22 protein-coding genes and 1 tRNA gene are annotated in these 20,420 nt (G+C 72.4%); 10 read left to right on the top strand and 13 right to left on the bottom strand.

Annotation, left to right across the window (positions count from 1 at the left end; genetic code table 11):
• Positions 1-76 precede the first annotated feature (76 nt).
• Positions 77-1,060 (top strand): excalibur calcium-binding domain-containing protein, encoded by a 984-nt coding sequence (locus EEW87_RS17175; RefSeq protein ID WP_123093188.1) that lies wholly within the window; start codon positions 77-79, stop codon positions 1,058-1,060.
• A 41-nt stretch (positions 1,061-1,101) separates the two neighbouring features.
• Positions 1,102-1,788 carry a class F sortase gene (locus EEW87_RS12130; RefSeq protein ID WP_123093189.1) on the top strand — a complete coding sequence of 229 codons (687 nt, stop codon included), beginning with the start codon at positions 1,102-1,104 and terminating at the stop codon, positions 1,786-1,788.
• Positions 1,789-1,898: 110 nt separating this feature from the next.
• Here EEW87_RS12130 and EEW87_RS12125 read toward each other — a convergent pair whose 3' ends face one another.
• On the bottom strand, positions 1,899-2,369 hold the full coding sequence (locus EEW87_RS12125) for an SRPBCC family protein (RefSeq protein ID WP_123093190.1): 471 nt from the start codon (positions 2,367-2,369) through the stop codon (positions 1,899-1,901).
• A 36-nt stretch (positions 2,370-2,405) separates the two neighbouring features.
• On the opposite strand from EEW87_RS12125, the gene EEW87_RS12120 reads away from it, so the two are divergent.
• Positions 2,406-2,945 carry a mycothiol transferase gene (locus EEW87_RS12120; RefSeq protein WP_123093191.1) on the top strand — a complete coding sequence of 180 codons (540 nt, stop codon included), beginning with the start codon at positions 2,406-2,408 and terminating at the stop codon, positions 2,943-2,945.
• A 4-nt stretch (positions 2,946-2,949) separates the two neighbouring features.
• Here the strand turns inward: EEW87_RS12120 and EEW87_RS12115 are convergent, their stop codons facing one another.
• Positions 2,950-3,327, bottom strand: coding sequence for a very short patch repair endonuclease (locus tag EEW87_RS12115; protein WP_068271074.1), 378 nt, complete (start codon positions 3,325-3,327; stop codon positions 2,950-2,952).
• 250 nt (positions 3,328-3,577) lie between these two features.
• Here EEW87_RS12115 and EEW87_RS12110 point away from each other — a divergent pair, with 250 nt between their 5' ends.
• Positions 3,578-5,056, top strand: coding sequence for a DNA cytosine methyltransferase (locus tag EEW87_RS12110; protein WP_240341595.1), 1,479 nt, complete (start codon positions 3,578-3,580; stop codon positions 5,054-5,056).
• 6 nt (positions 5,057-5,062) lie between these two features.
• Here EEW87_RS12110 and EEW87_RS12105 read toward each other — a convergent pair whose 3' ends face one another.
• Entirely contained in the window at positions 5,063-6,271 is a 1,209-nt protein-coding gene (locus EEW87_RS12105; RefSeq protein ID WP_240341594.1) for a hypothetical protein, read from the bottom strand.
• 117 nt (positions 6,272-6,388) lie between these two features.
• On the bottom strand, positions 6,389-7,216 hold the full coding sequence (locus EEW87_RS12100) for an arylamine N-acetyltransferase family protein (RefSeq protein ID WP_123093193.1): 828 nt from the start codon (positions 7,214-7,216) through the stop codon (positions 6,389-6,391).
• 71 nt (positions 7,217-7,287) lie between these two features.
• Between EEW87_RS12100 and EEW87_RS12095 the strand changes: the two genes are divergently transcribed.
• Both EEW87_RS12095 and EEW87_RS12090 read left to right on the top strand, forming a co-directional pair.
• On the top strand, positions 7,288-8,019 hold the full coding sequence (locus tag EEW87_RS12095) for a hypothetical protein (RefSeq protein ID WP_148041614.1): 732 nt from the start codon (positions 7,288-7,290) through the stop codon (positions 8,017-8,019).
• Between the two features lie 199 nt (positions 8,020-8,218).
• Positions 8,219-9,847 carry an ABC-F family ATP-binding cassette domain-containing protein gene (locus EEW87_RS12090; RefSeq protein ID WP_123093195.1) on the top strand — a complete coding sequence of 543 codons (1,629 nt, stop codon included), beginning with the start codon at positions 8,219-8,221 and terminating at the stop codon, positions 9,845-9,847.
• Positions 9,848-10,005: 158 nt separating this feature from the next.
• Here the strand turns inward: EEW87_RS12090 and EEW87_RS12085 are convergent, their stop codons facing one another.
• From EEW87_RS12085 to EEW87_RS12075, 3 genes are all read right to left on the bottom strand, one after another.
• Positions 10,006-10,467 carry a DoxX family protein gene (locus EEW87_RS12085; RefSeq protein ID WP_123093247.1) on the bottom strand — a complete coding sequence of 154 codons (462 nt, stop codon included), beginning with the start codon at positions 10,465-10,467 and terminating at the stop codon, positions 10,006-10,008.
• A 269-nt stretch (positions 10,468-10,736) separates the two neighbouring features.
• A tRNA-Leu gene (locus EEW87_RS12080) sits at positions 10,737-10,822 on the bottom strand.
• Between the two features lie 77 nt (positions 10,823-10,899).
• On the bottom strand, positions 10,900-11,562 hold the full coding sequence (locus tag EEW87_RS12075) for a MerR family transcriptional regulator (protein WP_123093196.1): 663 nt from the start codon (positions 11,560-11,562) through the stop codon (positions 10,900-10,902).
• Positions 11,563-11,646: 84 nt separating this feature from the next.
• On the opposite strand from EEW87_RS12075, the gene EEW87_RS12070 reads away from it, so the two are divergent.
• The gene (locus EEW87_RS12070; protein WP_123093197.1) at positions 11,647-12,180 is read left to right on the top strand and encodes a DUF4188 domain-containing protein; all 534 of its coding nucleotides are present in this window, start codon (positions 11,647-11,649) and stop codon (positions 12,178-12,180) included.
• A 61-nt stretch (positions 12,181-12,241) separates the two neighbouring features.
• Here EEW87_RS12070 and EEW87_RS12065 read toward each other — a convergent pair whose 3' ends face one another.
• The 3 genes from EEW87_RS12065 to EEW87_RS12055 are packed head-to-tail and all read right to left on the bottom strand — an operon-like array spanning position 12,242 to position 14,624.
• Positions 12,242-12,772 (bottom strand): DinB family protein, encoded by a 531-nt coding sequence (locus tag EEW87_RS12065; protein ID WP_123093198.1) that lies wholly within the window; start codon positions 12,770-12,772, stop codon positions 12,242-12,244.
• Between the two features lie 59 nt (positions 12,773-12,831).
• A complete protein-coding gene (locus EEW87_RS12060) occupies positions 12,832-13,452 on the bottom strand; it encodes a response regulator (RefSeq protein ID WP_123093199.1) in 621 nt (206 codons plus the stop codon).
• A complete protein-coding gene (locus tag EEW87_RS12055) occupies positions 13,449-14,624 on the bottom strand; it encodes a sensor histidine kinase (protein WP_123093200.1) in 1,176 nt (391 codons plus the stop codon). The genes EEW87_RS12060 and EEW87_RS12055 overlap by 4 nt, the downstream gene beginning before the upstream one ends.
• Positions 14,625-14,778: 154 nt before the next feature.
• Here EEW87_RS12055 and EEW87_RS12050 point away from each other — a divergent pair, with 154 nt between their 5' ends.
• A complete protein-coding gene (locus EEW87_RS12050) occupies positions 14,779-15,861 on the top strand; it encodes an FtsX-like permease family protein (RefSeq protein ID WP_123093201.1) in 1,083 nt (360 codons plus the stop codon).
• The gene (locus EEW87_RS12045; protein ID WP_123093202.1) at positions 15,858-16,550 is read left to right on the top strand and encodes an ABC transporter ATP-binding protein; all 693 of its coding nucleotides are present in this window, start codon (positions 15,858-15,860) and stop codon (positions 16,548-16,550) included. Before EEW87_RS12050 ends, EEW87_RS12045 begins: the two co-directional genes overlap by 4 nt.
• A gap of 1 nt (position 16,551) precedes the next feature.
• Here the strand turns inward: EEW87_RS12045 and EEW87_RS12040 are convergent, their stop codons facing one another.
• Genes EEW87_RS12040 through EEW87_RS12030 form a run of 3 tightly spaced genes read right to left on the bottom strand, consistent with a single transcriptional unit; the run spans position 16,552 to position 18,106 of the window.
• Positions 16,552-17,226 carry a Rossmann-fold NAD(P)-binding domain-containing protein gene (locus tag EEW87_RS12040; RefSeq protein ID WP_148041615.1) on the bottom strand — a complete coding sequence of 225 codons (675 nt, stop codon included), beginning with the start codon at positions 17,224-17,226 and terminating at the stop codon, positions 16,552-16,554.
• Between the two features lie 10 nt (positions 17,227-17,236).
• Positions 17,237-17,716, bottom strand: coding sequence for a DUF427 domain-containing protein (locus tag EEW87_RS12035; RefSeq protein WP_068271040.1), 480 nt, complete (start codon positions 17,714-17,716; stop codon positions 17,237-17,239).
• Between the two features lie 36 nt (positions 17,717-17,752).
• Positions 17,753-18,106 carry a MarR family winged helix-turn-helix transcriptional regulator gene (locus EEW87_RS12030; RefSeq protein WP_123093204.1) on the bottom strand — a complete coding sequence of 118 codons (354 nt, stop codon included), beginning with the start codon at positions 18,104-18,106 and terminating at the stop codon, positions 17,753-17,755.
• A 147-nt stretch (positions 18,107-18,253) separates the two neighbouring features.
• Here EEW87_RS12030 and EEW87_RS12025 point away from each other — a divergent pair, with 147 nt between their 5' ends.
• Positions 18,254-20,266 (top strand): MMPL family transporter, encoded by a 2,013-nt coding sequence (locus EEW87_RS12025; RefSeq protein WP_240341593.1) that lies wholly within the window; start codon positions 18,254-18,256, stop codon positions 20,264-20,266.
• Positions 20,267-20,420 lie beyond the last annotated feature (154 nt).

Raw genomic sequence — 20,420 nt, 5'->3', positions numbered from 1 at the left:
GCGGTGACCTGGGCATACTGCTGCCATCTCGCACCGGCGACGCCACGTCCGGTGCCTGCAGGGGAGGTACCACCCGATGCGCGCTGCCCACCGCACCGCTCTCGCCATCGCCGCTGTCTCGCTCGGGCTCGCCACGCCCGTGCTCGCGAGCCCGGCCCTCGCCGCGGGCGGAGGTGCGCTGTGCGAGCCCGGTACGACCGTGACGATCACCAGCGCCGCCGACGCCGCGACGACCGACGCCGTGCGCGACGCCCTCGTCGCCCGGGGGCTGGCCCCGGCCGCGTCGGGAGGCGCAATCACCGCGACCCTCGCTCCGGCCGACGCGGTCGTCGACGGGGGGTCGCCCTCGGTCATGGCCGTCGCGCTCCACGCCGGCGGGCTCGACCCGGCCGCGGCCGTCGAGGGCACGGACTGGGCACCCATCGGTCTCGCCGGTGGCGGGGCTGCGACCGAGTCGCTGCTCACGCAGGCGTGCGGGGAGCTCGAGGTGCCGGCGGTCGAGACGCCGGCGCAGGCGCCTGTTGCTGCTCCCCAGGCTGCTCCCGCCGCGGCGCCCGCGGCCGTTCCTGCGGAGGCTCCGGTGGCCGCGCAGCAGCAGGCTCCCGCCGCGGCACCGCAGGCGGCAGCCCCGAAGGCGGCCGCTCCCCAGGTTGCGCCGAAGGAGGCTGCTGCTCCGAAGGCAGTCGCGCCGAGGGCCGCCGCGCCCAAGGCGGTCCCCGCGGCCAAGGCTGCGCCCGCCAAGCCCGCCGCCGCAGCACCGAAGGTCGCCGTGCCGGCGGTCGGTCCGAACGACAAGGACTGCCGCGACTTCAGCTCGCAGGCCGAGGCTCAGGCGTACTACGTCAGCAAGGGCGGCCCGACCATGGACCCGGATGGTCTCGACGCGGACCGTGATGCTGTCGCGTGCGAGACATGGGACTACGGCTCCACTGACCGCAGCGGAGCGATGCTCATCGACAGCGGCTTCGGCGATCAGGCCGACCTCCTCGGTCTGCTCGGCGGCAGCCTCCTCGTCGCCGCCGGTGTCGGCTGTGCCCTGCGGATCCGCCGCGTCGCCTGACCCGCCGCTGACCCCCTTCGACCGCTCGTGACGGCACCAGCGTGAGCCCGGACGCGAAGCGGGCCACCCTGCTCACCCTCGCCGTCGCGCTCGTGAGCATCGGCGGGCTCGTCATCTGGATGTCCCTGCGCACCGAGCCGCCGGTCGCCGCGCTGAGGCCGAGCGAGACGTACGTCGTCGCCGAGCCGACGCCCGACCCGGTGACCGCGGCGCCGGTCGAGCCGATCCCGGACGACTCGTCCTCGAGCGCGCCGGCAGACCCGGTCGGGCAGATGGACCCCGACGACATGGGGCCGGACCGGCTCTACGTGCCGGCTCTGCGGATCTACGCGAGCCTGGCGCCGGTGCGCTTCAGCGGAGGTCGGCTCACGGTGCCGGACCAGCCGTGGCGGGTCGGCATCGACACCGAGTCGGCGGGCCTGTCCGCCGGTGAGGGCACGACGCTGCTCGCCGGGCACGTCGACCTCGGCGGCACCCCCGGCGCGCTGTCACCGCTGGCCCAGATGCCGGTCGGCGCGCGCGTCTACGTCACCGACGAGCAGGGCCGGCGCAGCGACTTCGTCGTGTCCTCGCTGCAGCAGTACTCGAAGGTCGCGCTCCCCCGCGAGATCTTCGCGACCGACAGCACCCGCCAGCTCGCGCTCGTCACGTGCGGCGGCCCGGTGATCTCCGACGGGATGGAGCGGCACTACCGCGACAACGTCGTCGTCACCGCTGTCCCTGTCTGAGCGCCATTGGTGGTTGAGGTGCGAGGGCGCTCAGCGCCCGAGCTTGTTGCTGGTCGAGGTGCGAGGGCCGCCAGGCCCGAGCCTCGAGACCACCACCTCACCCCGAGCGGTCACCCCTTCGCCCGCTCCTCCGCGAGCGCCTTCAGCTGCACGAGCCCGCGCTCGAAGTCGCCGCCGAGCTTGGCGTCGAGACGCAGCACCTTCGCGAAGGCCTGGCCCGCGACGCCTCGCGTCCCGCGCATCGTCCACGTGACGTCGGTGCCGCCCTGGGCGGAGGGGACGAGCGCGAAGGTCACCTGGTTCGTCGCCTTGAAGGGCTTGAGGAAGGCGAGGTCGACGTCGACCTGCTGCGGGGTCGAGCCCGTGACGGTCATCGAGCCCTGACCGGCCTTGGCGTTGCCGCGCCACTCGTAGCGAGCGCCCGTCCCGCGCTCGGCACCGGAGTACGTGCGCTGCAGATCGGGGTCGCTGCCCTCCCAGGGCGACCACGCGACCCACTCGTGGAAGTCGTCGACGCACGCGCGGACGACCTCCGGGTCCGCGGCGACGTGGGTGGAGCGCGAGATGACGAAGTCGGCCATGGGCCGATCGTAGGACCGCGGTGGCACGCTGGTCAGATGACTGAGCAGACCCGCCCGACCCCCGCCCTCGACGTCATCCGCGAGGCCTTCGAGCGTGTGCGCGACGGCTTGCCCGACCAGGTCCGCGGTCGCTCGGCCGACGACCTGCTGTGGCGCCCCGCGCCCGACGCGAACCCCGTCGCGTGGCTCGTCTGGCACCTCGCGCGGGTCCAGGACGACCACCTCGCGGGGGTGGCGAAGGGGGTGGGTCACCCCGTCGAGGAGGCGTGGCCTCAGTGGGAGGAGCGCTTCGGGCTGCCGTACGACTCCGACTCGATCGGGTACGGGCAGAGCAGCGAGGAGGTCGGCGAGTTCTCGGTGGGTGACGCCGAGCTGCTGTTCGGCTACCTCACGGCCGTGCACGAGCGGACTCAGGAGGTGCTGGGGTCGATGAGCGACGAGGACCTCACGACGGTGGTCGACACCTTCGACGGCGAGGACGTCACCGCCCAGGCCCGGCTCGTCTCCGTCATCGGGGACATCACGCAGCACCAGGGGCAGATCGGGTACGTGCTGGGGCTTCTCGAGCAGCGGTGACTGCTCAGCCCTCGGTCTCGTCGAGGAGTCGCTCGACCTCGTCGGCCGCTGCGGCGGGGTCGACGTGCTCCCAGATCCGCAGGACGCGCCACCCTGCGGCCTCGAGCAGGCCGTCGGTGTCGCGATCGCGGCCGTAGTTCGCGGCGAGCTTCTGCTCCCACCACGCCGAGTTCGCCGCCGGCCTGGTCCCGTGCTCCGGGCAGCCGTGCCAGAAGCAGCCGTCGACGAAGACCGCCAGCCGCTGCCGAGGGAAGGCGATGTCGATCGTTCGCCGGTTGTTGCCAGGCACCTTGACGACGAGTCGGAACCGTCGACCGCGGGCGTGCAGCTCGCGGCGAAGAGCCACCTCAGGAGCGGTGTCGCGTCTCCTCGCGACGGACATGCGGGCCGAGAGCGAAGGGGATGAAGCCCCGGGATGACGGGGGACGTTGAAGGTCGCCACGGCCCGTCCCCCTTCGTTGTCGGCGCTCGATGATGAGATCTCGGCTCACGATCAATCACACCATCTGCAGGGTCGAGCGGGGGTGCCGACCTGCGGAGGTAGCGTGCTGCAACAATCGTTCGACCTCGACCTGAGGACACCCCGAAGGAGTTCCCAAATAGCTGACGCTTCAGCTGCTAAGCTCGTACACGTGAACGAGCTCACCAGCGTCAACCGGCACGACCGACCGAGCGACCTCGCGTCCCCGGGCGCTGCTCCGGCCTTTCGCTACGTAGACCTGTTCGCCGGGATCGGGGGCTTCCACGCGATGCTCGACCACGCCGGTGGCGAGTGCGTCTACGTCTCCGAGATCGACCGCGAGGCTCGGATCACGTACGCCCGCAACTGGATCGACCCGCTGCCCGAGCACCGCCGGCCCGTGGTCAACACGGACATCACGCTGGACACCCCGGAGGACGAAGAGGTCGGGGTCCCCGAGCACGACGTTCTCGCCGCCGGGTTTCCATGCCAGCCCTTCTCGAAGTCCGGTTACCAGCGCGGGATGGACGAGGCCCGCGGCACGCTCTTCTGGAACATCGCTCGCATCCTGCAGGACCGCACGCCCGCGGTCGTGCTGCTGGAGAACGTGCGGAACATCGCGGGGCCGCGTCACCGGCACGAGTGGGAGACGATCATCCGCACGCTGCGCGAGATCGGGTACCGCGTCTCCGAGACGCCGACGGTCTTCTCCCCGCACTTCCTGCCGCCGGAGATGGGTGGCACGCCGCAGGTGCGCGACCGGGTCTTCATCCTCGGCACCTACATCGGACCTGAGCGCGTGCGCGAAGAGCTGGAGGCAGGCCAGCAGCCTGCTCCGACGGTGGTCCGCGCCCCGGTCGACGGCTGGAAGGCCACGGACTGGCGCACCGAGTGGGTCCTCGACGCAGACGAGTCGATCAAGGACATCCAGCGCTATCGCCTGAGCGCGGACGAGGTAGCCTGGGTCGACGCCTGGGACGACCTGGTTCAGCGCATCTGGTCGAGGACCGGCACGCGCCTCCCCGGCTTCCCGCTGTGGGCGGATCACTTCGTGCCGGAGCGCACGCTCGACCCCGTCGAGCTCGAGGCCCTACCGCGGTGGAAGAGCCAGATCCTCATCAAGAACGCCCGCTTCTACGACGACAACAAGACGGTCGTCGACGAGTGGCGCAAGGCCCACCCCGGGTTCAAGGCCTTCCCGGCCTCACGTCGCAAGCTCGAGTGGCAGGCGCAGGACACCGCCAGCCTGTGGGACACGGTGATGCACTTCCGCCCGTCCGGCATCAGGGCGAAGGCCGCGACCTACCTGCCTGCGCTCGTCGCCATCACGCAGACGTCGATCTACGGTCCCCGCCGCCGCCGGCTCACTCCGCATGAAGCCGCTCGCCTGCAGGGCTTCCCCCGCTCTTTCACCTTCGGGGAACAGCGGGACTCTGCGTCCTACAAGCAGGTCGGTAACGGCGTTGCAGTCGGCGCGGCCTGGCACGTGTTGCGGTCTCACGTCGAACGCGACGCCGCTGACCTCCCGGCTGAGCTCGTGAGGTCTGTCCTCCACGCGGAAGACAACCCCGCCAGGGACGCCGTCTCCAGTAACGGCCGGCAGGCCGCCGACGTCGTCACCTCGGAGCCGGTGCGGCCGGTCGCAGTCTGAGCGCGGTCAGGACCGCGAGGGCGCAGGCTGGTCGACCGTGTGGGAGTAGATCAAGAAGTTGTCGACGTTCCTCTTCTTGATCATCACCTTCAGCGCCCGCGCCGCTCCGTCAGGTTGCTGACCCTGGGCAAATTCGCCAAGTACGACCCCGGCGTTCGCGTCGTTGACCTCGAGGACTGACATCCGGGTGAACCGCACGGACTCCTTGAAGCGGCGGGCGTAGGAGAGGGGGTTGTAGCCCTTCCGAGCAAGATGTCCCGCCGATCGCCTCCACTCGTTCCAGGCGATCGTGGCCACGTCACCGTTGTCGCGCGCGTGGACGGTTTCGTGCTCGTAGACCACGTACCAGAACCGCCCGAACTCCGCCAGGCACCGAGCGAAGTCCTCAGCGTCGTTTCCTGGCGATTCCTGCTTGACGACATCTGACGCCTTGAGATCTCCGTAGTAGGCCACGGTGGCGCCCGACTTGAAGACAAGGTCGTAGTCGTAGCGTCCATTGGCCTTGACCTTCTGGAACTCGACAAGGCCTTGGACGCCCTCCGTCCTGACGAAGCGGTCGAACTCGTACTCGAGGAAGAACCCAGGCCACTCCCCCTGGAATCGGTCGGGCCAACGCACCTCATGCATCGCGTTCACGGCAGTCAACGCGTCGATACGCCCCATTGAGAAGAGGTGCGAGCTGAAGGCGCGGAACACATCCAGCCTCGGCTGGTGAGAGTCGTACCCATCGATCAGGTAGCGCTGCAGCGAGTCGGCCCTGACGCTGGTCACCACGTTGCCGCTTCGGTCGACCCGCCTGAACTGGCCATTCACCTGCGCCTGGTGCAGATCATTGGTGGCGACGTGGGCCGCAGAGTTGTTCGCCTTCTGCCGCAGGTATCTCGCGGGATCGAAGTCGACGAAGATCGTCACGCCGCAGTAGTGGTAGATGCCGACGAACCGCGTCTGGAGATCACTGGCGGACGCCTGGCGCTCGACTTCCAACCAGGTACGGGGGATCTGGATGCGCTTCTTGAAGCCAGGCCAAGGCCTGCCCAGATGAGTCACCTGCTTCTTGAGGATCACCTGATCGCGAAACCGCACGACCCGGACCCCGGCCACCACGTCCGTCACCGCGCCGGGCAACGCCTCGAGGAGTAGACGACTTTTCGTCTCCTCGCTCAGACGTGGGTCGACGTCGAGCAGCAGCTCCCCATCGGGTCCGATCTGGTCCACGACGACCTTCTGCACATTGCCCCCTGAGCTGTCGATTCTCCAGAGCGTACAGATCGAACCATCTCGATCCTCGTGCTGAAGAAGCACCGACGATGATCTCGCGGCGCGCAGCGGGACTCATCCCTGCGCCCGCAGCTCCCTCACCCGCTCGATGAGGCGTCCCCCTTCGTCATCGGTGAGGTGAGCACCGATCTCCTCGCACACCTCCGGGATCTCCTCGTCTGCCACCTCCCGCAGCTGCGTCTCCTCCCCTGCCCGCCGGATCTGCAGCCCGTCGAGCGTCAGCGTCAGGTGCATCGGACGCCCGTCGGCGTCGACGTGGTGCCGCGCAACCGTGAGCGTCCGGGTGAAGTGCGACGCCGGGTGCGTCGACGTGTAGTGGTGACCCATGGCGACGTCGACGGGACGCACTGGCAGCTCGTCGGTCGAGTGCATGAGCTCCCACCCCTTCGCCCGCTGCCGCCACAGCTGCCAGGCCGGACCGGCTCCCCCTTCGTCGACCCGACGGATCTCGTGCTCCCAGATCCCACCCTCCAGCCGTGCACCGTCGCGCAGCTCGATCGGCCCGAGCGGCGGGACACCGATGCCCGGGTCGCTGAGGTAGTGCGTGCCGTCGATCGTCACGACGACCGCGAGATGCGTGCGCGGGGCCTGCTCCGGGTCCCCCACCCGTGCGAGCCGCAGCTGCGCGTCGTACCCGAGCGCTATGACGGCGGCGTGGAAGAGCGTCGCGTGCTCGAAGCAGTAGCCGCCGCGCCCGCGGTCGACGAACTTCTCGGCGATGGCGTCGAGACCCACCCCCGGATGCTGACCGAGGAGCACGTCGACGTCGTCGAAGGCGAAGGTCCGCACGTGCGCCGTCTGCAGCGCCCCGAGCGCGGCCAGGCTCGGCGGCTCGGCGGAGGCTCCGGTGCGGGCGAGGTAGGCGTCGAGGGCGAAGGGCATGTGCCCACCTTCGACCCTCAGGTGCACGTGAGGTCAGCTCCCGCAACGACATCCGTGCGATGCTCGGCCCCGTGACGAGCAGCGCGCGCAGGGTCCGAGGCCGGCAGTCCCCGGGTCGGCTGCTGCTCGACGAGATCTCGCCCTACACGTGGGGGCTCATCGGGCTGCTCGCCGTGGCGAGCGCGTACGGCAGCTACGACAGCCTGAGCGATGCGTACGGCGACCGGCACCTCGGTCAGCTCCCGCTCGCCGCGCCGTCGGTGGTCGCGATCTGGGCGAGCTTCGAGCTGCTCTGGCGCCGGACGGCCCTCCCGCTCGCGCAGCGGCTCTTCATCGCCTGCATCCTCACGCCGCTGCCGAGCGTCGTCGTCTCGACGGTCGTGTGGGTCGCCTTCGGCGCGAGCGGGTACGGCCAGGACCTCATCACCTCGACGAGCGAGGGCATCTATGACCACTACTACTGGCCGCGTGATGCGCTGGGCTTCGCCGCGGCGCCGCTCATGTTCTTCGGTGGGTGGGGTGTCGCCGGCTTCATGGGGCTGATGTCGCTGCTCGTCGTCGTGCTGCCGGTCAAGGCCTTCCTCGCCACCCGAGAGGTCATGGACGGGACTCGGCTCGACCCGGCGGCCGCCACGAGCGCGGCCGTCGTGCGCATCGCCTTCGGCGCGATGTCCCTCGGCACGCTCACCGCGATCTCCTGGGCCGCAGGCGGCCCCGCGGCGCTCACCCTCGGCCTGCTCGTCGTCACCGTCGTGCTGCTCGGCTGGGCGGCGGCCACCGCCGTGAAGCTCCCCCGACGCTGACCCGGCCGAAATCGCGTCGACGCTGTCCTCCCCCTTCGCTAGCCTGACAGCGACCGACGTCGGCGGTGACAGCACCGACGCCCTGCCACCCAGAAGAGCTGAGATGACCGAGATCCGCGGAGCCGCGACCACGCGCTGACCCGACGACCACGCATCGTCGACGCACCCGTCAGCGCCCCGACGCTCGACAGGATCTCTCATGGCCCAGCCCGCCATCACGCTCACTCATGTCCAGCTCGTCTGGCCCGACGGCACCGTCGTCTTCGGCCCACCCGACGGCCTCACCGGATCCCTCGGTCACGGCACCACCGGCCTCGTCGGCCGCAACGGCGCCGGCAAGTCCACGCTCCTGCGCCTGCTCGCGGGCGACCTCGCTCCCACCGCGGGACGGGTCGACACCAGCGGGACCGTCGCGGTGCTCCCCCAGCACCTCGCTCTCGGCCCGGGCACCGTGGCCGACGCCCTCGGGATCGGTCCCGTCCTGCGCGCCATCGCAGCCATCGAGTCCGGTGACGTGTCGACGGAGGTCTTCGAGACCGTCGGCGACCGCTGGGACGTTGAGGCCGAGGCACTCGCCACCCTCGCCGGCCTCGGTCTGCACGGCGACGCCTCGCTGCTCACCCGCCCGGTCGCCTCGCTCTCCGGGGGCGAGGCCGTGCTCGTCGGCCTCGCCGGCATCAGGCTCCGACGCTCCGACATCGCCCTCCTCGACGAGCCGACGAACGACCTCGACGCGACCGCCCGCGCACTCGTGCACGACGCCGTCGCGACCTGGCGCGGCACTCTCGTCGTCGTCAGTCACGACACCGCGCTCCTCGAGCGGGTCGACCGCATCGCCGAGGTCCGTGGCTCAGAGCTGCGTGCCTTCGAGGGGCCCTACTCCGTCTACCGCGAGGCGGTCGAGGCCGAGCAGACCGCGGCCGTCCAGGACGTGCGGGATGCACGTGCCGAGGTCCGGCGGGAGCGAAGGGAGCGCATCGAGGCGCATGAGCGCCGTCAACGAGCCGAGGCGGCCGGGCGCCGGTCGCAGCTCGCCGGCGGGATGCCGAAGATCCTCGCCGGAGGCCTCGCCGCACGCTCGGAGCGCACGAGCGCCCGGTCCAAGGCGTTGCACGAAGGGAGGGAGGCCGGCGCGCAGGCAGCCCTCGAGTCGGCGGAGGGCCGGGTGCGCGACGACGCGACCATCCGCGTCGACCTGCCGCAGACGCGGGTGCCGGCCAGGCGCGACGTACTCACTCTGCAACCCGCCGACGGACCACAGGTGGTCGTGCGCGGGCCGGAGCGCATCGCGCTCACCGGGCGCAACGGCGCCGGCAAGTCGACGCTGATCGGCGCGATCATGCGGCACGGCACGGGCGACTCCCCACCCGACAGTGCGCCGGCGCCGGTCGCCGAGGTCGTCCAGCGCGTCGCCGAGACCGGGCTGCTGCCGCAACGGATTCGCTTCGACGACGGGGACGCGACTCTCGTCGAGACCGTCCGTGCGGCCGCGCCGTCACGTACACCGCACGAGGTGCGCGCCCAGCTGGCCCGCTTCCTCTTCCGCGGGTCGCGAGGCGACCAGCACGTGCGCGAGCTCTCCGGTGGGGAGCGCTTCCGTCTCGCGCTGGCCCGGGTCCTGCTCGCCGACCCCGCACCGCAGCTGCTCATCCTCGACGAGCCGACGAACTCGCTCGACGTCGAGTCCGTCGAGCAGCTCGTGCAGGCGTTGTCGGCCTACGAAGGGGCGCTGCTCGTCGTGAGCCACGACGAGGACTTCCTCGGGCGGATCGGGCTGACTCGTCGGTGGTCGATCGAGGGCGGGTTGCTCGTGGATGCAGCGGTGTAGCGCCGGTCTCGTGGTTTCGAGGCTCAGGCCCTAGCGGGCCATCGCACCCCCACCATGAACGGTCCCTGAGGTGCGAGCGCCAGCGAGCCTCGACGGGACGTCACCGGGTGGTTTCGAGGCTCTTTCGTCGCACCTCAACCACCAGGAGCCGTCGCGTCTCAACCATCGACTGACCCCCTTCGCCGGCGCCACTCCCCGACCGCGTCGGTCGCCCACAGCGCCCAGGCGACGAGCAGCGGCTGGAAGAGCAGGCGGGCCGCCCGGGCCCCGTCGCTGTCGAGCCCGAAGGCGTCGCGCCGCTCGGTGAGCTGGGCGATGTTGCCGGGGAAGACCGCGACGAAGAGCAGACCGGTCGCGGCGCCGACGAGGGCTCGGTGGGGCTGCCGCCAGGTCGCGAGCAGCGCCGCGCCGAAGGCGATCTCGACGACCCCGGACGCCAGCACGACGAAGTCCACGTCGAGCGGCACCCACGGCGGCACCTGCGCCTGGAACTCCTGGCGGGCGAAGGTGAGGTGCCCCGCCCCGGCGAAGAGCATCGCGCCCCCGAGGGCGACCTGCGCGACCCGGCGCAGCACCCCCGTGCTCGATCCGTCGGTCTCGCGGCGCGCAGGTGAGCTCATGCCGCCCATCTTGCCGCCACCTGCACCCGCGCCTACCCAGCCGCCGGTGGGGCGATCACCCCACGTACGGAGGGGTAGGCGGGGGCAAAGCGGGGTGGGCGGTCTCGCCGTGGAGTTGTCGCGGGACGTAGGTGAGCGAAGGGGGACCCCGCCGCTGCTGAGCCGGCCCGGACCCCGGTCGACGCCTGACCGACACCGCAGAGTGAGCCGGAGATGGCCCGGGCACGACGAAGGCCCCGGGACAATCTGGTCCCGGGGCCTTCGGCATGTGGTGCGAGAGGGGGGATTTGAACCCCCACGCCCATAAGGACACTGCCACCTGAAGACAGCGCGTCTGCCGTTCCGCCACTCTCGCGTGAGTGCGCCCACGACCGAAGTCGCAAGCGCGCCCATTGTGCCCTACCAGCGGCCCTTCGACCAAAGCGGTTGCGGCTACCCCGTCGGCGGCGGGCTGATCGCGCCGGCTCGCACGGCGACGTCCTGCTGGGCGAGGCGGCGAAGGGAGAGGAGCACCGGGTCGACGAGGACCGTGCCGAGGACGACCTGGCGGACTGCCCCGGCCGGGTCGGCGGGGACGCTCGAGACGTCGGTCTCGGCCACGCCGTGCATCGAGGTCGCGTACCGGCGCATTCGGTCGGCGTCGAGACCGATGCCCGCGTCCGAGCACGCCGCCCACGCCTCGTCGAGCGCGGTGAGGGCGGGGTCGTCGGGGTAGATGTGCCACCCGAGGTCGTCGACGAGCTCGCGGGCGGAGGAGTCATCGCCCTTCGAGGCTCCTCGCTGCGCTCGTCGCACCTCAGGGACCTCGGGCTCTGGCTCCGGCTCGTACAGCGACGCGGCGGCAGCAGCCATGACGTCGGTCGGCCCCACCCCCGGGTCCGAGATGACGTCGAGCACCCGGCGGACGGCGGCGATCGACAGACCGCCCACCCCGGTGAGCGCCCGGACGAGGCGCACGCGCTCGACATGGCTGTCGTCGTAGCTCGCCTGGGTGCGCGAGCGCACCTCGCCCGCGTGGAGCACCCCTTCGCGCAGGTAGTACTTCAGCGTTGGCACGCCGACGTCGGTCGCGCTCGCCAGCTCGGAGATCTTCACCGCCGGGCTCCTTCCCTCTTGACACTGGATAGTACTAGTACCCAATACTGGATATCAGCACTATCCAACGTCTGAGGAGCAGTCATGGCCGATCGCAGGACCCACGCCCACGACGGCGACGTCGTCGTTTTCCTCATCGGCATGCGCCCGACGAAGTGGTGGCGCGTCGACAAGCTCGCCCCCGTCTTCGCCGCGATGCCGCGCATGCTCGCCGAGCTCGAGCGCAACAAGGCCCGCGCGGCGCAGGGTCTCGAGCCGCACCTCGGCTACCTCGGCTCGCGCCCCGCCATCGGCCCCGGCGGTCCTGTCGTCATCCAGTACTGGCGCAGCACCGACGAGCTCTACGCCTACGCGAGCAACCCCGACGCCGAGCACGTCCCGGCCTGGCGCGCCTTCAACCGCGCCGTCCGCAGCGCGCCCGGCGCGGTCGGCATCTGGCACGAGACCTACGCGGTGCCCGCGGCCGGCATCGAGACGATGTACGTCGACGCTGAGGTCGGTCTCGGTGCCGCCACCGGCACGATCCCCGCCGGGCGCCGCGGCAACCGGGCCGCCCAGCGCCTCGGCACGACGACCCAGACCGACGCGGCCACCGACGCCGAGGTCGCCCCCGCCTGACCGGCCACCCCGGCCACCCCGGCCCACCGGTCCGACGGAGCCGACCGGCGACCCGGGCCCCTCAGTACCCGAGACGCCCGTCGACGGCACCGCGCAGCATGTCCATGTGCCCGAGGTGCCGCGCGTACTCCTCGACGAGGTGCACGAGGATCCACCGCACGTTGACCGGCTTGCCGTGCCGCAGCCCCTTCGCCATCTCATCGGCCGACCCGACCCCGGTGAGATGACGACGTGCCTGGGCGACCTCGTCCTCGAAGCGCTCGAGATCGGCGGGCGCGCTCTGCGGCGTCCCGAGCTCGAAGTCTCCCTCCGGCGCCTCGCGGTGGCTGTAGATGTCGGGGCTGTCCTCGCCGAGCAGCACGTCGGTGAGCCAGTAGCGCTCGACCTCGATGAGGTGCCGCACGACGCCGAGCAGGCTGAGGGTCGACCCGGGCACCGGCTGGCGGCACAGCTCCTCGCTGGTGAGCCCGGCGACCTTGAGCGGCACGGTCGCGCGGTACATCTCGAGCCACTCGAGCAGCCCCGGCAGCTCGTCGGCGGTCATGTCCAGGTCGGGTCGCTCGTCGGCGACCTCGGGTGCGGTCCACGTCATGGGCGCCACCCCACCACGTCGCGCGACGACCGGGCCACCGACTTACCGGGCGAAGGGGGTCAGCGCAGGATCCCGAGCGAGCGGGCGGCCGAGACGGCCGCGGTCCTCGAGGTCACCCCGAGCTTCGAGTACACGTGCACGAGGTGCGACTTCACCGTCGCGTCGGTGATGTGGAGGCGTCCGGCGATCTCGCCGTTCGACGCTCCCTCGGCGACGAGCGCGAGCACCTCGATCTCGCGCGCCGACAGGCTCACCCGCGGCGCGCGCATCCGTGCCATGAGCCGGCTGGCCACCGCCGGCGCGAGGGCGCTCTCCCCCGCCGCGGCGGCCCGGACCCCGGCGAGCAGCTCATGCGGCGGCGCGTCCTTGAGCAGATAGCCGCTGGCCCCCGCCTCGACGGCGCCGAGGATGTCGCCGTCGCTGTCGTAGTTCGTCAGCACGAGGACGTACGGCGGGGCGTCGAGGGCCCGGATGCGACGGGTCGCGTCCGCCCCCGAGAGCTCCTGGCCGAACTGCAGGTCCATGAGCACGAGATCGGGCACGAGCGAGCCGGCGAGCTCGACCGCCGCGCCCGGGGTCTCGGCCTCGCCGACCACCTCGACGTCCTCGGCCGTGCTCAGCAGGGCCCGCAGACCGGCCCGCACGACGGGGTGGTCGTCGGCGATGACCACACGGATCACGGCGCCGCCTCCAGGGTCACGGTGAGCGTCGTCCCGTCGCCCGGGGCGCTGTCGACGACGAGGTCGCCGCCGAGCTGCTCGACCCGCTCGGCGATGGCCCGCAGCCCGAAGGAGTCGCTGGCGCCTCCCCCTTCGCGCACCATCTCAGGGTCGAAGCCGACCCCGTCGTCGGCGATCACGAGCCGTGCGCCCCCGCCGAGATCGGTGAGCGCCACCCGCACCTCGCTCGCCCCGGCGTGCTGCGCGACGTTGGCCAGCGCACCCTGCGCGACCCGGAGCAGCGCCGTCTGGGCGTCCATGCTCAGCGCGGGGTCGACCGGCGGCACGCTCACGTGCACCTGCATCCCCTCGCGCTCCCACCGCTCGCCGAGCCGCACGAGCGCCGGCCCGAGACCGGCGTCGAGCGCCGGCGGGGCGAGCTCGCGGATGAAGCGCCGGGTGTCGGCCAGGCCCTCCGCGGCGGTGGCCCGGGCGAGCCGGATGTGCTCGAGCCCCGGCCGCTCCCCGTCCGCCGCCTCGGCGGCGTGCAGCAGCATCTGGATGCTCGACAGGCCCTGGGCGACGGTGTCGTGGATCTCGCGGGCGAGACGCGACCGCTCGGCGAGCACCCCCTGCTCGCGCTGCGTCGCCGCGAGCCGGTCACGGGTCGCGACGAGCTCGGCGAGCAGCGCCTCGCGCTCGACCGCCTCGCGCGCGAGCGCCCGGTAGCCCAGCCCGATGAGCAGGGCGACCCCTGCGCCGACGAGCGGGCCGATCACCCCGCCGACGGTGAAGCCGCCGTGCAGCCCGAGCGCGACGACCGCGACCCCGGTCGCGAGCACGACGGCGACCGGACCGGCTGCGCCGGGCAGCACGTGGAGGTAGAGGAAGAAGAGCGGGAAGACGAGATAGGCGGCCTCGGGCACGAGCCACAGCAGCGCGACCCAGACGAGCGTCAGCGCCCCCACCCACAGCGCCGACGCCGCGGCCCGTCGCGTCCCGGTCGTCGCGGCGATCCGGGCCCCAAGCACGTAGACGAGCGCGAAGAGCGCGGCGAGCACCAGCGCGACCCACGTCGTGCTGTCGTGCCGCGTGAGCACCTGCACGACGACGAGCGCCAGCAGCGCCGCGAGCAGGACGTGCAGCCCGGTGCGCAGCCCGACGAAGACGGGGGTGAGGGAGCTGTGCCGCATGACGACCTCAGCCTACGAAGGGCGAGCCCCTCCCGGATCAACCGAAAGGTGGATCGCGAGACCAGTCCTCACGGCGATGGATCGCGCGGTCGTCGTCGCGAGGCTGGAGAGGACACCGGGGAGACCCCTCGGCCCCACCCAGACAGGAGATCTCGTGTTCGTCGCCTGGCGCGACCTGCGCTTCGCCCGCGGTCGCTTCGCCCTCATCAGCGCGGTCGTCGCGCTCATCACCGTGCTCGTCGGATTCCTCGCCGGGCTCACCGGCGGCCTTGCGTCGCAGAACGTATCGGCGGTCCTCGGCCTGCCCGGCGACCGGCTCGTCCTCGCGCAGCCCGCGAGCGGGCAGCCCTCCTTCGCCGAGTCATCGATCGCCGCCGGCACCGCCGACACCTGGCGCCGCGCCCCGAGCGTCACCGACGTCGTGGCCATCGGCGTCACCCAGGGCCGGGCGACCGGCAGCCCGGCCGCGGGCCCGGTCGCCGTCGCCCTCCTCGGCATCCCACACGACGCCCCGTCGTCGGCGACGAGCGACCTCGCGCCTCCCACCGAGGACGAGGTGGGCCTGTCGCAGGGTGCGGCCGAGGCCCTCTCGGTCGCGAAGGGGGATGACGTCACCCTCGCCGGTCGGACCTACCGGGTCGCCGTCGTCGGCGGCGACAGCTGGTACAGCCACACCCCCGTCGTCGCGCTCGCCCCCGACGCCTGGTCGGCCGCCGACCGCGCCCTCGGCGGCTCGGGCGAGGCGACCCTCCTCGCCGTCACCGGGTCGCCCGACTGGGACGCGGTGGCCGCGAGCACCGGCACATCGGCGGCGACGCCGCTGCGCAGCCTCACCGCGCTCGAGACCTTCCGCTCCGAGGTCGGCTCGCTCGGGCTGATGATCGCCATGCTCTTCGGCGTCTCGGCCCTCGTCGTCGGCGCCTTCTTCACCGTCTGGACGATGCAGCGCGCCGGTGACGTCGCCGTGCTCAAGGCCCTCGGCGCGTCCACCGCCTCGCTCGTGCGCGACGCCCTCGGCCAGGCCCTCGTCGTGCTCGCCCTCGGCATCGGGGTCGGCATGGCCCTCGTCGTGGGTCTCGGGCTCCTCGCCGGCGGCACCCTGCCCTTCCTCCTCAGCCCGCTGACGACCGCCCTGCCGGCCGTCGCCCTGGCCGCGCTCGGTCTCGCCGGGGCCGCGGTCGCCCTTCGCTCCATCACCTCCGCCGACCCCCTCACCGCCCTCGGGAGCGCCCGATGATCACCCTCGACGACGTCACCCTCACCTTCCCCGACGGCGACGCCCGCGTCACCGCGGTCGACCACGTCACCCTCGCCGCGCCGGACGGCGCCGTCACCGGCATCACCGGGCCGTCCGGCTCGGGCAAGTCCTCGCTGCTCGCCGTCGCGGGCACCCTCATCCGCCCCGACTCCGGGCGCGTCCTCGTCGACGACGTCGACGCCGCCGCGCTCACCCCCCGCGAGGCGACCGCGCTGCGCCGCGAGCGCATCGGCATCGTCTTCCAGCAGTCGAACCTCCTGCCCTCGCTCACCGCGCGCGACCAGCTGCTCGTCATGGCCGAGCTCGGCGGCGACGGCCGCCGGCTCCGGGCCGCCGTCCGCGAGCGCGCCGACGAGCTGCTCGAGGAGGTCGGTCTCGCCGGGCAGCAGCACAAGCGGCCCGCCCAGCTCTCCGGCGGTCAGCGTCAGCGCGTCGCCATCGCGCGGGCCCTCGTCGCCGACCCCTCGGTCCTCCTCGTCGACGAGCCGACGAGCGCGCTGGACCAGGAGCGCGGCGCCGAGATCATGGAGCTCGTCGCCCGCCTCACCCACGAGCGCGGCACGGCGACCCTGCTCGTCACGCACGACCTCGTCCACCGCAACGCCCTCGACGCGCTCGTCACGGTGGTCGACGGCCGGGTCGTCGAGCCCGTGCTCGCACCGGCGTGAGTCAGCCCGGGGGCACGAAGGGGGCGGCGAGGGCGACCACCGCGGCGGCCACCTCGTCGGGGGCCTGGAGGTGGTGCAGGTGCGCGCCCTCGAGGACGCGCACGGGCCAGCCCCACGACCGCACCGCCTCGATCTCCTCAGCGTAGGTCTGCCCGAAGGCGAGGTACGCCGACGGCCGCGTCGCCCACCCCTTCGGCGCCTGGAAGACCTCGTCGACGTACGCGACGGGCAGCCTCGGGCAGGCGGCGTCGAGCTCGGCGAGACGGTCGGCGGGCACGACGTCGTCGAGCGCGCCGGAGGGCCACCAGCGGGTCCACGGCGGCAGCAGCCCGTCGGCGTCCGCGAGCGCGGTGAGCATGTCGCGCAGCGCCGGCGGGGCGAGCGCGTACCGGCCCTCGGCCGGCGGCAGGGCGGCGTCCATCGCGACGAGGGGCACGTCGAGGCCGGCGGTCTCGCGCACGAGCGGGGCGAGGTAGCCGGCGTTGCTGTGGGCGACGAGCACGTCGCTCAGGCCGACCTCGCCGGCCCAGCGCTCGACGAGGTCACCCGCGCCCTCCCCTTCGCCGAGGTCCGCCACAGCCACCCGGGCCGACCAGCCCGCCCGCGTCAGCGCGTCCGCGAGCTCGACGTAGGCGAGCGCCGGGAGCAGCGGGCTCGGCAGGACGAGAGCCCTCACCACCCGGCCATCACCACCCGCGAGTCCCCGGTCCGCCCTTGAAGGGGCCGGTGATCCACGACGTCACCCACCCGCCGTAGAAGTCGCCCTCCTGCGCGACGACGACCTCGCCGTCGACCCGGCACTCGTCCATGAGCCCCGGCATGAGGGAGACGTGGCCCCGCAGGTCGGCGAAGGCGGGCGTCGGGTCGGGGTAGGTCCACACCGCGCGTGAGATGACCCGGTCGCCGACGACGACGTCGAAGTAGCTCGCGACGCCCTTGAACTCGCAGATCGTGCGCCCGCCGTCGACCGGTCGCAGCAGCGAGGTGTCGACGTCGGCGAGCGGCAGGTAGTACGTCGGCGGATGGCTCGTCTCGAGCACCCGCAGCGCGGAGGTCGTGCGGGCCAGGCTCTGACCGGCGACGTCGACCTCGACGAGACCGGCGAAGGGGACGAGCGCGGGCGGGCGCGGGTAGTCCCAGACCGACTCGACGGGGTGCTCGCTCATCTGGCGATCGTCGCACCGCGGGGGCGGCCGGAGGGCTCAGAGCAGGCGGCGGATGGCCTGGGTCGCGCCGTCGAGGTAGCGCTGGACGGCGGCCCGGTCGGCGTCGGTCATCGCGTCGTCGAGGGCCTGGAGAGGCCCGAGCATCGGCAGCAGGTGGCCGAGCATCTCGGTGCGACCGGCGTCGGAGATCTCGACGAGCGTGCGCCGCCCGTCCTCGGGGTGCGGGGTGCGCACGGCGTAGCCGCGGGCGACGAGCCGGTCGACGATGCCCGAGGCGGCCGCCGAGCTCACCGAGAGGGCGCGCGCGATCTCCGCCGGTCCGTGCGGTGCGTCGCTCAGCAGGTCGAGGACCGCCATCTCGTTGTGGGAGAAGCCGGCACGACGCGCCATCGCCCCCGGCACGCCGGCCGCGACCTGGACGAGGGTGCGCAGGGAGCGGGCTGGACTAGAAGTGGACGGACCACCTCGCCCCGTCGTACCTTCGTTCACGATATAACTCACTTAGTTAGCAATCTTCTTCGACACCAGGAGTCTACGGTGCGTCATCGCGTCGCCGCCCTCATCACGGGCAAGCGGTCCGCCTGGGCCGTCATCGTCCTCGGCCTCGTGCTCATCGGCCTCGTCATGTCGCTCGGCGCCGGCGAGCGCCAGGCCACCCCCACCGACTCCCTCCCCCGCGGCTACGACTCGACGGCCGCGGCCGAGCTGCGCGAGCAGCTGCCCGAGCAGGACGGCACCCAGGCGCTCGTCCTCTTCACCGCCGACGAGGGCACGATCGACAAGGCCGAGCTGCCCGAGCTCGCGAGGGCCGCCGGTCTCCGCGAGGACGCGACCGTCGTCCCGAGCGAGGACGGCACCGCGGCCATCACCTTCGTGCCGATCGAGACGACGGACAGCCCGAAGATCCGCGACGCGGTGCGCGACCTGCGCGCCGACCTCGGCGAGCGCACCCCGGACGGCATCACCGCCGAGGTGACGGGGCCCGCGGGCATCACCGCCGACCTCGCCGCGGTCTTCGACGGGGCCGACACCCGGCTGCTGCTCTCGACCGCCTCCATCGTCGCCGTCCTGCTCATCCTCACCTACCGCAGCCCGGTCCTGTGGATCATCCCGCTGACCGTCATCGGCGTCGGCGACCGCACGGCGACGGTCGCCGCGACCCAGGTCCTCGAGCGTCTCGGGATGACGTGGGACGACTCGACGACCGGCATCCTCTCGGTCCTTGTCTTCGGCGCGGGGACGAACTACGCCCTGCTCCTCATGTCGCGCTACCGCGACGCGCTGCGGGTGACCGAGGACCGGCGCGAGGCGCTCACCGAGGCCCTCGCGAAGACCTTCGAGCCGGTCCTCGCGAGCGCGACGACGGTCGTCGTCGGCGTGCTCTGCCTCCTGCTCTCGCTCACCCCGGGCACCCGCGGCCTGGGTCTGGCGAGCGCGATCGGCATCGTCATCGCCGTCCTGTCGGCGCTCGTCCTGCTGCCCGCGGTGCTCTCGCTCTTCGGGCGCTGGGTCTTCTGGCCGAAGGTCCCCCACGCCGGCGAGACGACCCTCAGCGACGGCCGCTCGCTGTGGCGTCGCATCGGCGACGCGGTCGCCCGCCGTCCCTCCGTCTTCGTCGGCGGTGCCGTCGTGCTCCTCGCGGTGATGTCGGCCGGCGTCTTCTCGGTGCGCCTCGGCCTGCCGCAGTCCGAGCAGTTCCTCGACAAGCCCGAGGCGATCGTCGCCGCCGAGCGCCTCGCCGAGTCCTTCCCTGCCGGCTCCTCCGACCCCGCGGTCATCGTCACGAGGGCCGACCCGGCGGAGGTCACGAAGGTCGCCGAAGGGGTGGACGGCATCGAGTCGGTCCGTCCCGGGGCCTCCGGCGACGGCGTGAGCGAGCTCCAGGCCGTGCTCCCCGGTCAGCCCGACAGCCAGGAGGCCGAGGACGCGGTCGTCGCGCTGCGTGCGGCCATCGCAGACGCCGATCTCACCGACACCTACGTCGGCGGGACGACCGCCGAGGCGGTCGACGTCGGCGACGGAGCCCAGCGTGACCGGCTGCTCATCCTGCCGCTCATCCTCGGTCTCGTGCTCGTGGCGCTCATCGCCCTGCTGCGCAGCCTCGTCGCACCGCTCGTGCTCATCACGACGGTCATGGCGACGAACTTCGCCGCGATCGGCGTCTCGTGGTGGATCTTCACGAAGGTCTTCGGCTTCAGCGCCCTCGACCAGATCACCGTGCTCTACGCCTTCCTCTTCCTCGTGGCGCTCGGCGTCGACTACAACATCTTCCTCGTCACCCGGGCGAAGGAGGAGACCCGCGAGCACGGGACCCGCGAAGGGATGCTGCGCGCGCTGGCCGCCACCGGTGGGGTCATCACGAGCGCGGGTATCCTGCTCGCCGCGGTCTTCGCCGTCCTCGGCGTCCTGCCGCTCGTCGTCCTCGCGCAGATCGGCGTCATCATCTGCATCGGCGTGCTGCTCGACACCCTGCTCGTGCGCACCGTCGTCGTCCCGGCGATCACCCTCCTGCTCGGCGACCGCTTCTGGTGGCCGCGCAAGGTGAGCTGACCCGCTCCCCCCTTCGCCGAACCCCGCCCCCTCGCCCCGGCTCCCCCCTTCGCCGAGCCCCGCTCGTCGTCCGCGAACCCCGCTCGTCGCCGCCCCGCGACGACCGGCCCTCACGGATCACGAGCGGGGCTCGGCGCATCTGGGGGTGGGCGAA

Source organism: Janibacter melonis (assembly GCF_003721155.3).
In the GTDB taxonomy this organism is placed as follows: Bacteria; Actinomycetota; Actinomycetes; order Actinomycetales; family Dermatophilaceae; genus Marihabitans; species Marihabitans melonis.
The sequence above is the reverse complement of the archived record's forward strand: the minus strand, read 5'-3'. Positions and strand labels throughout refer to the sequence as shown.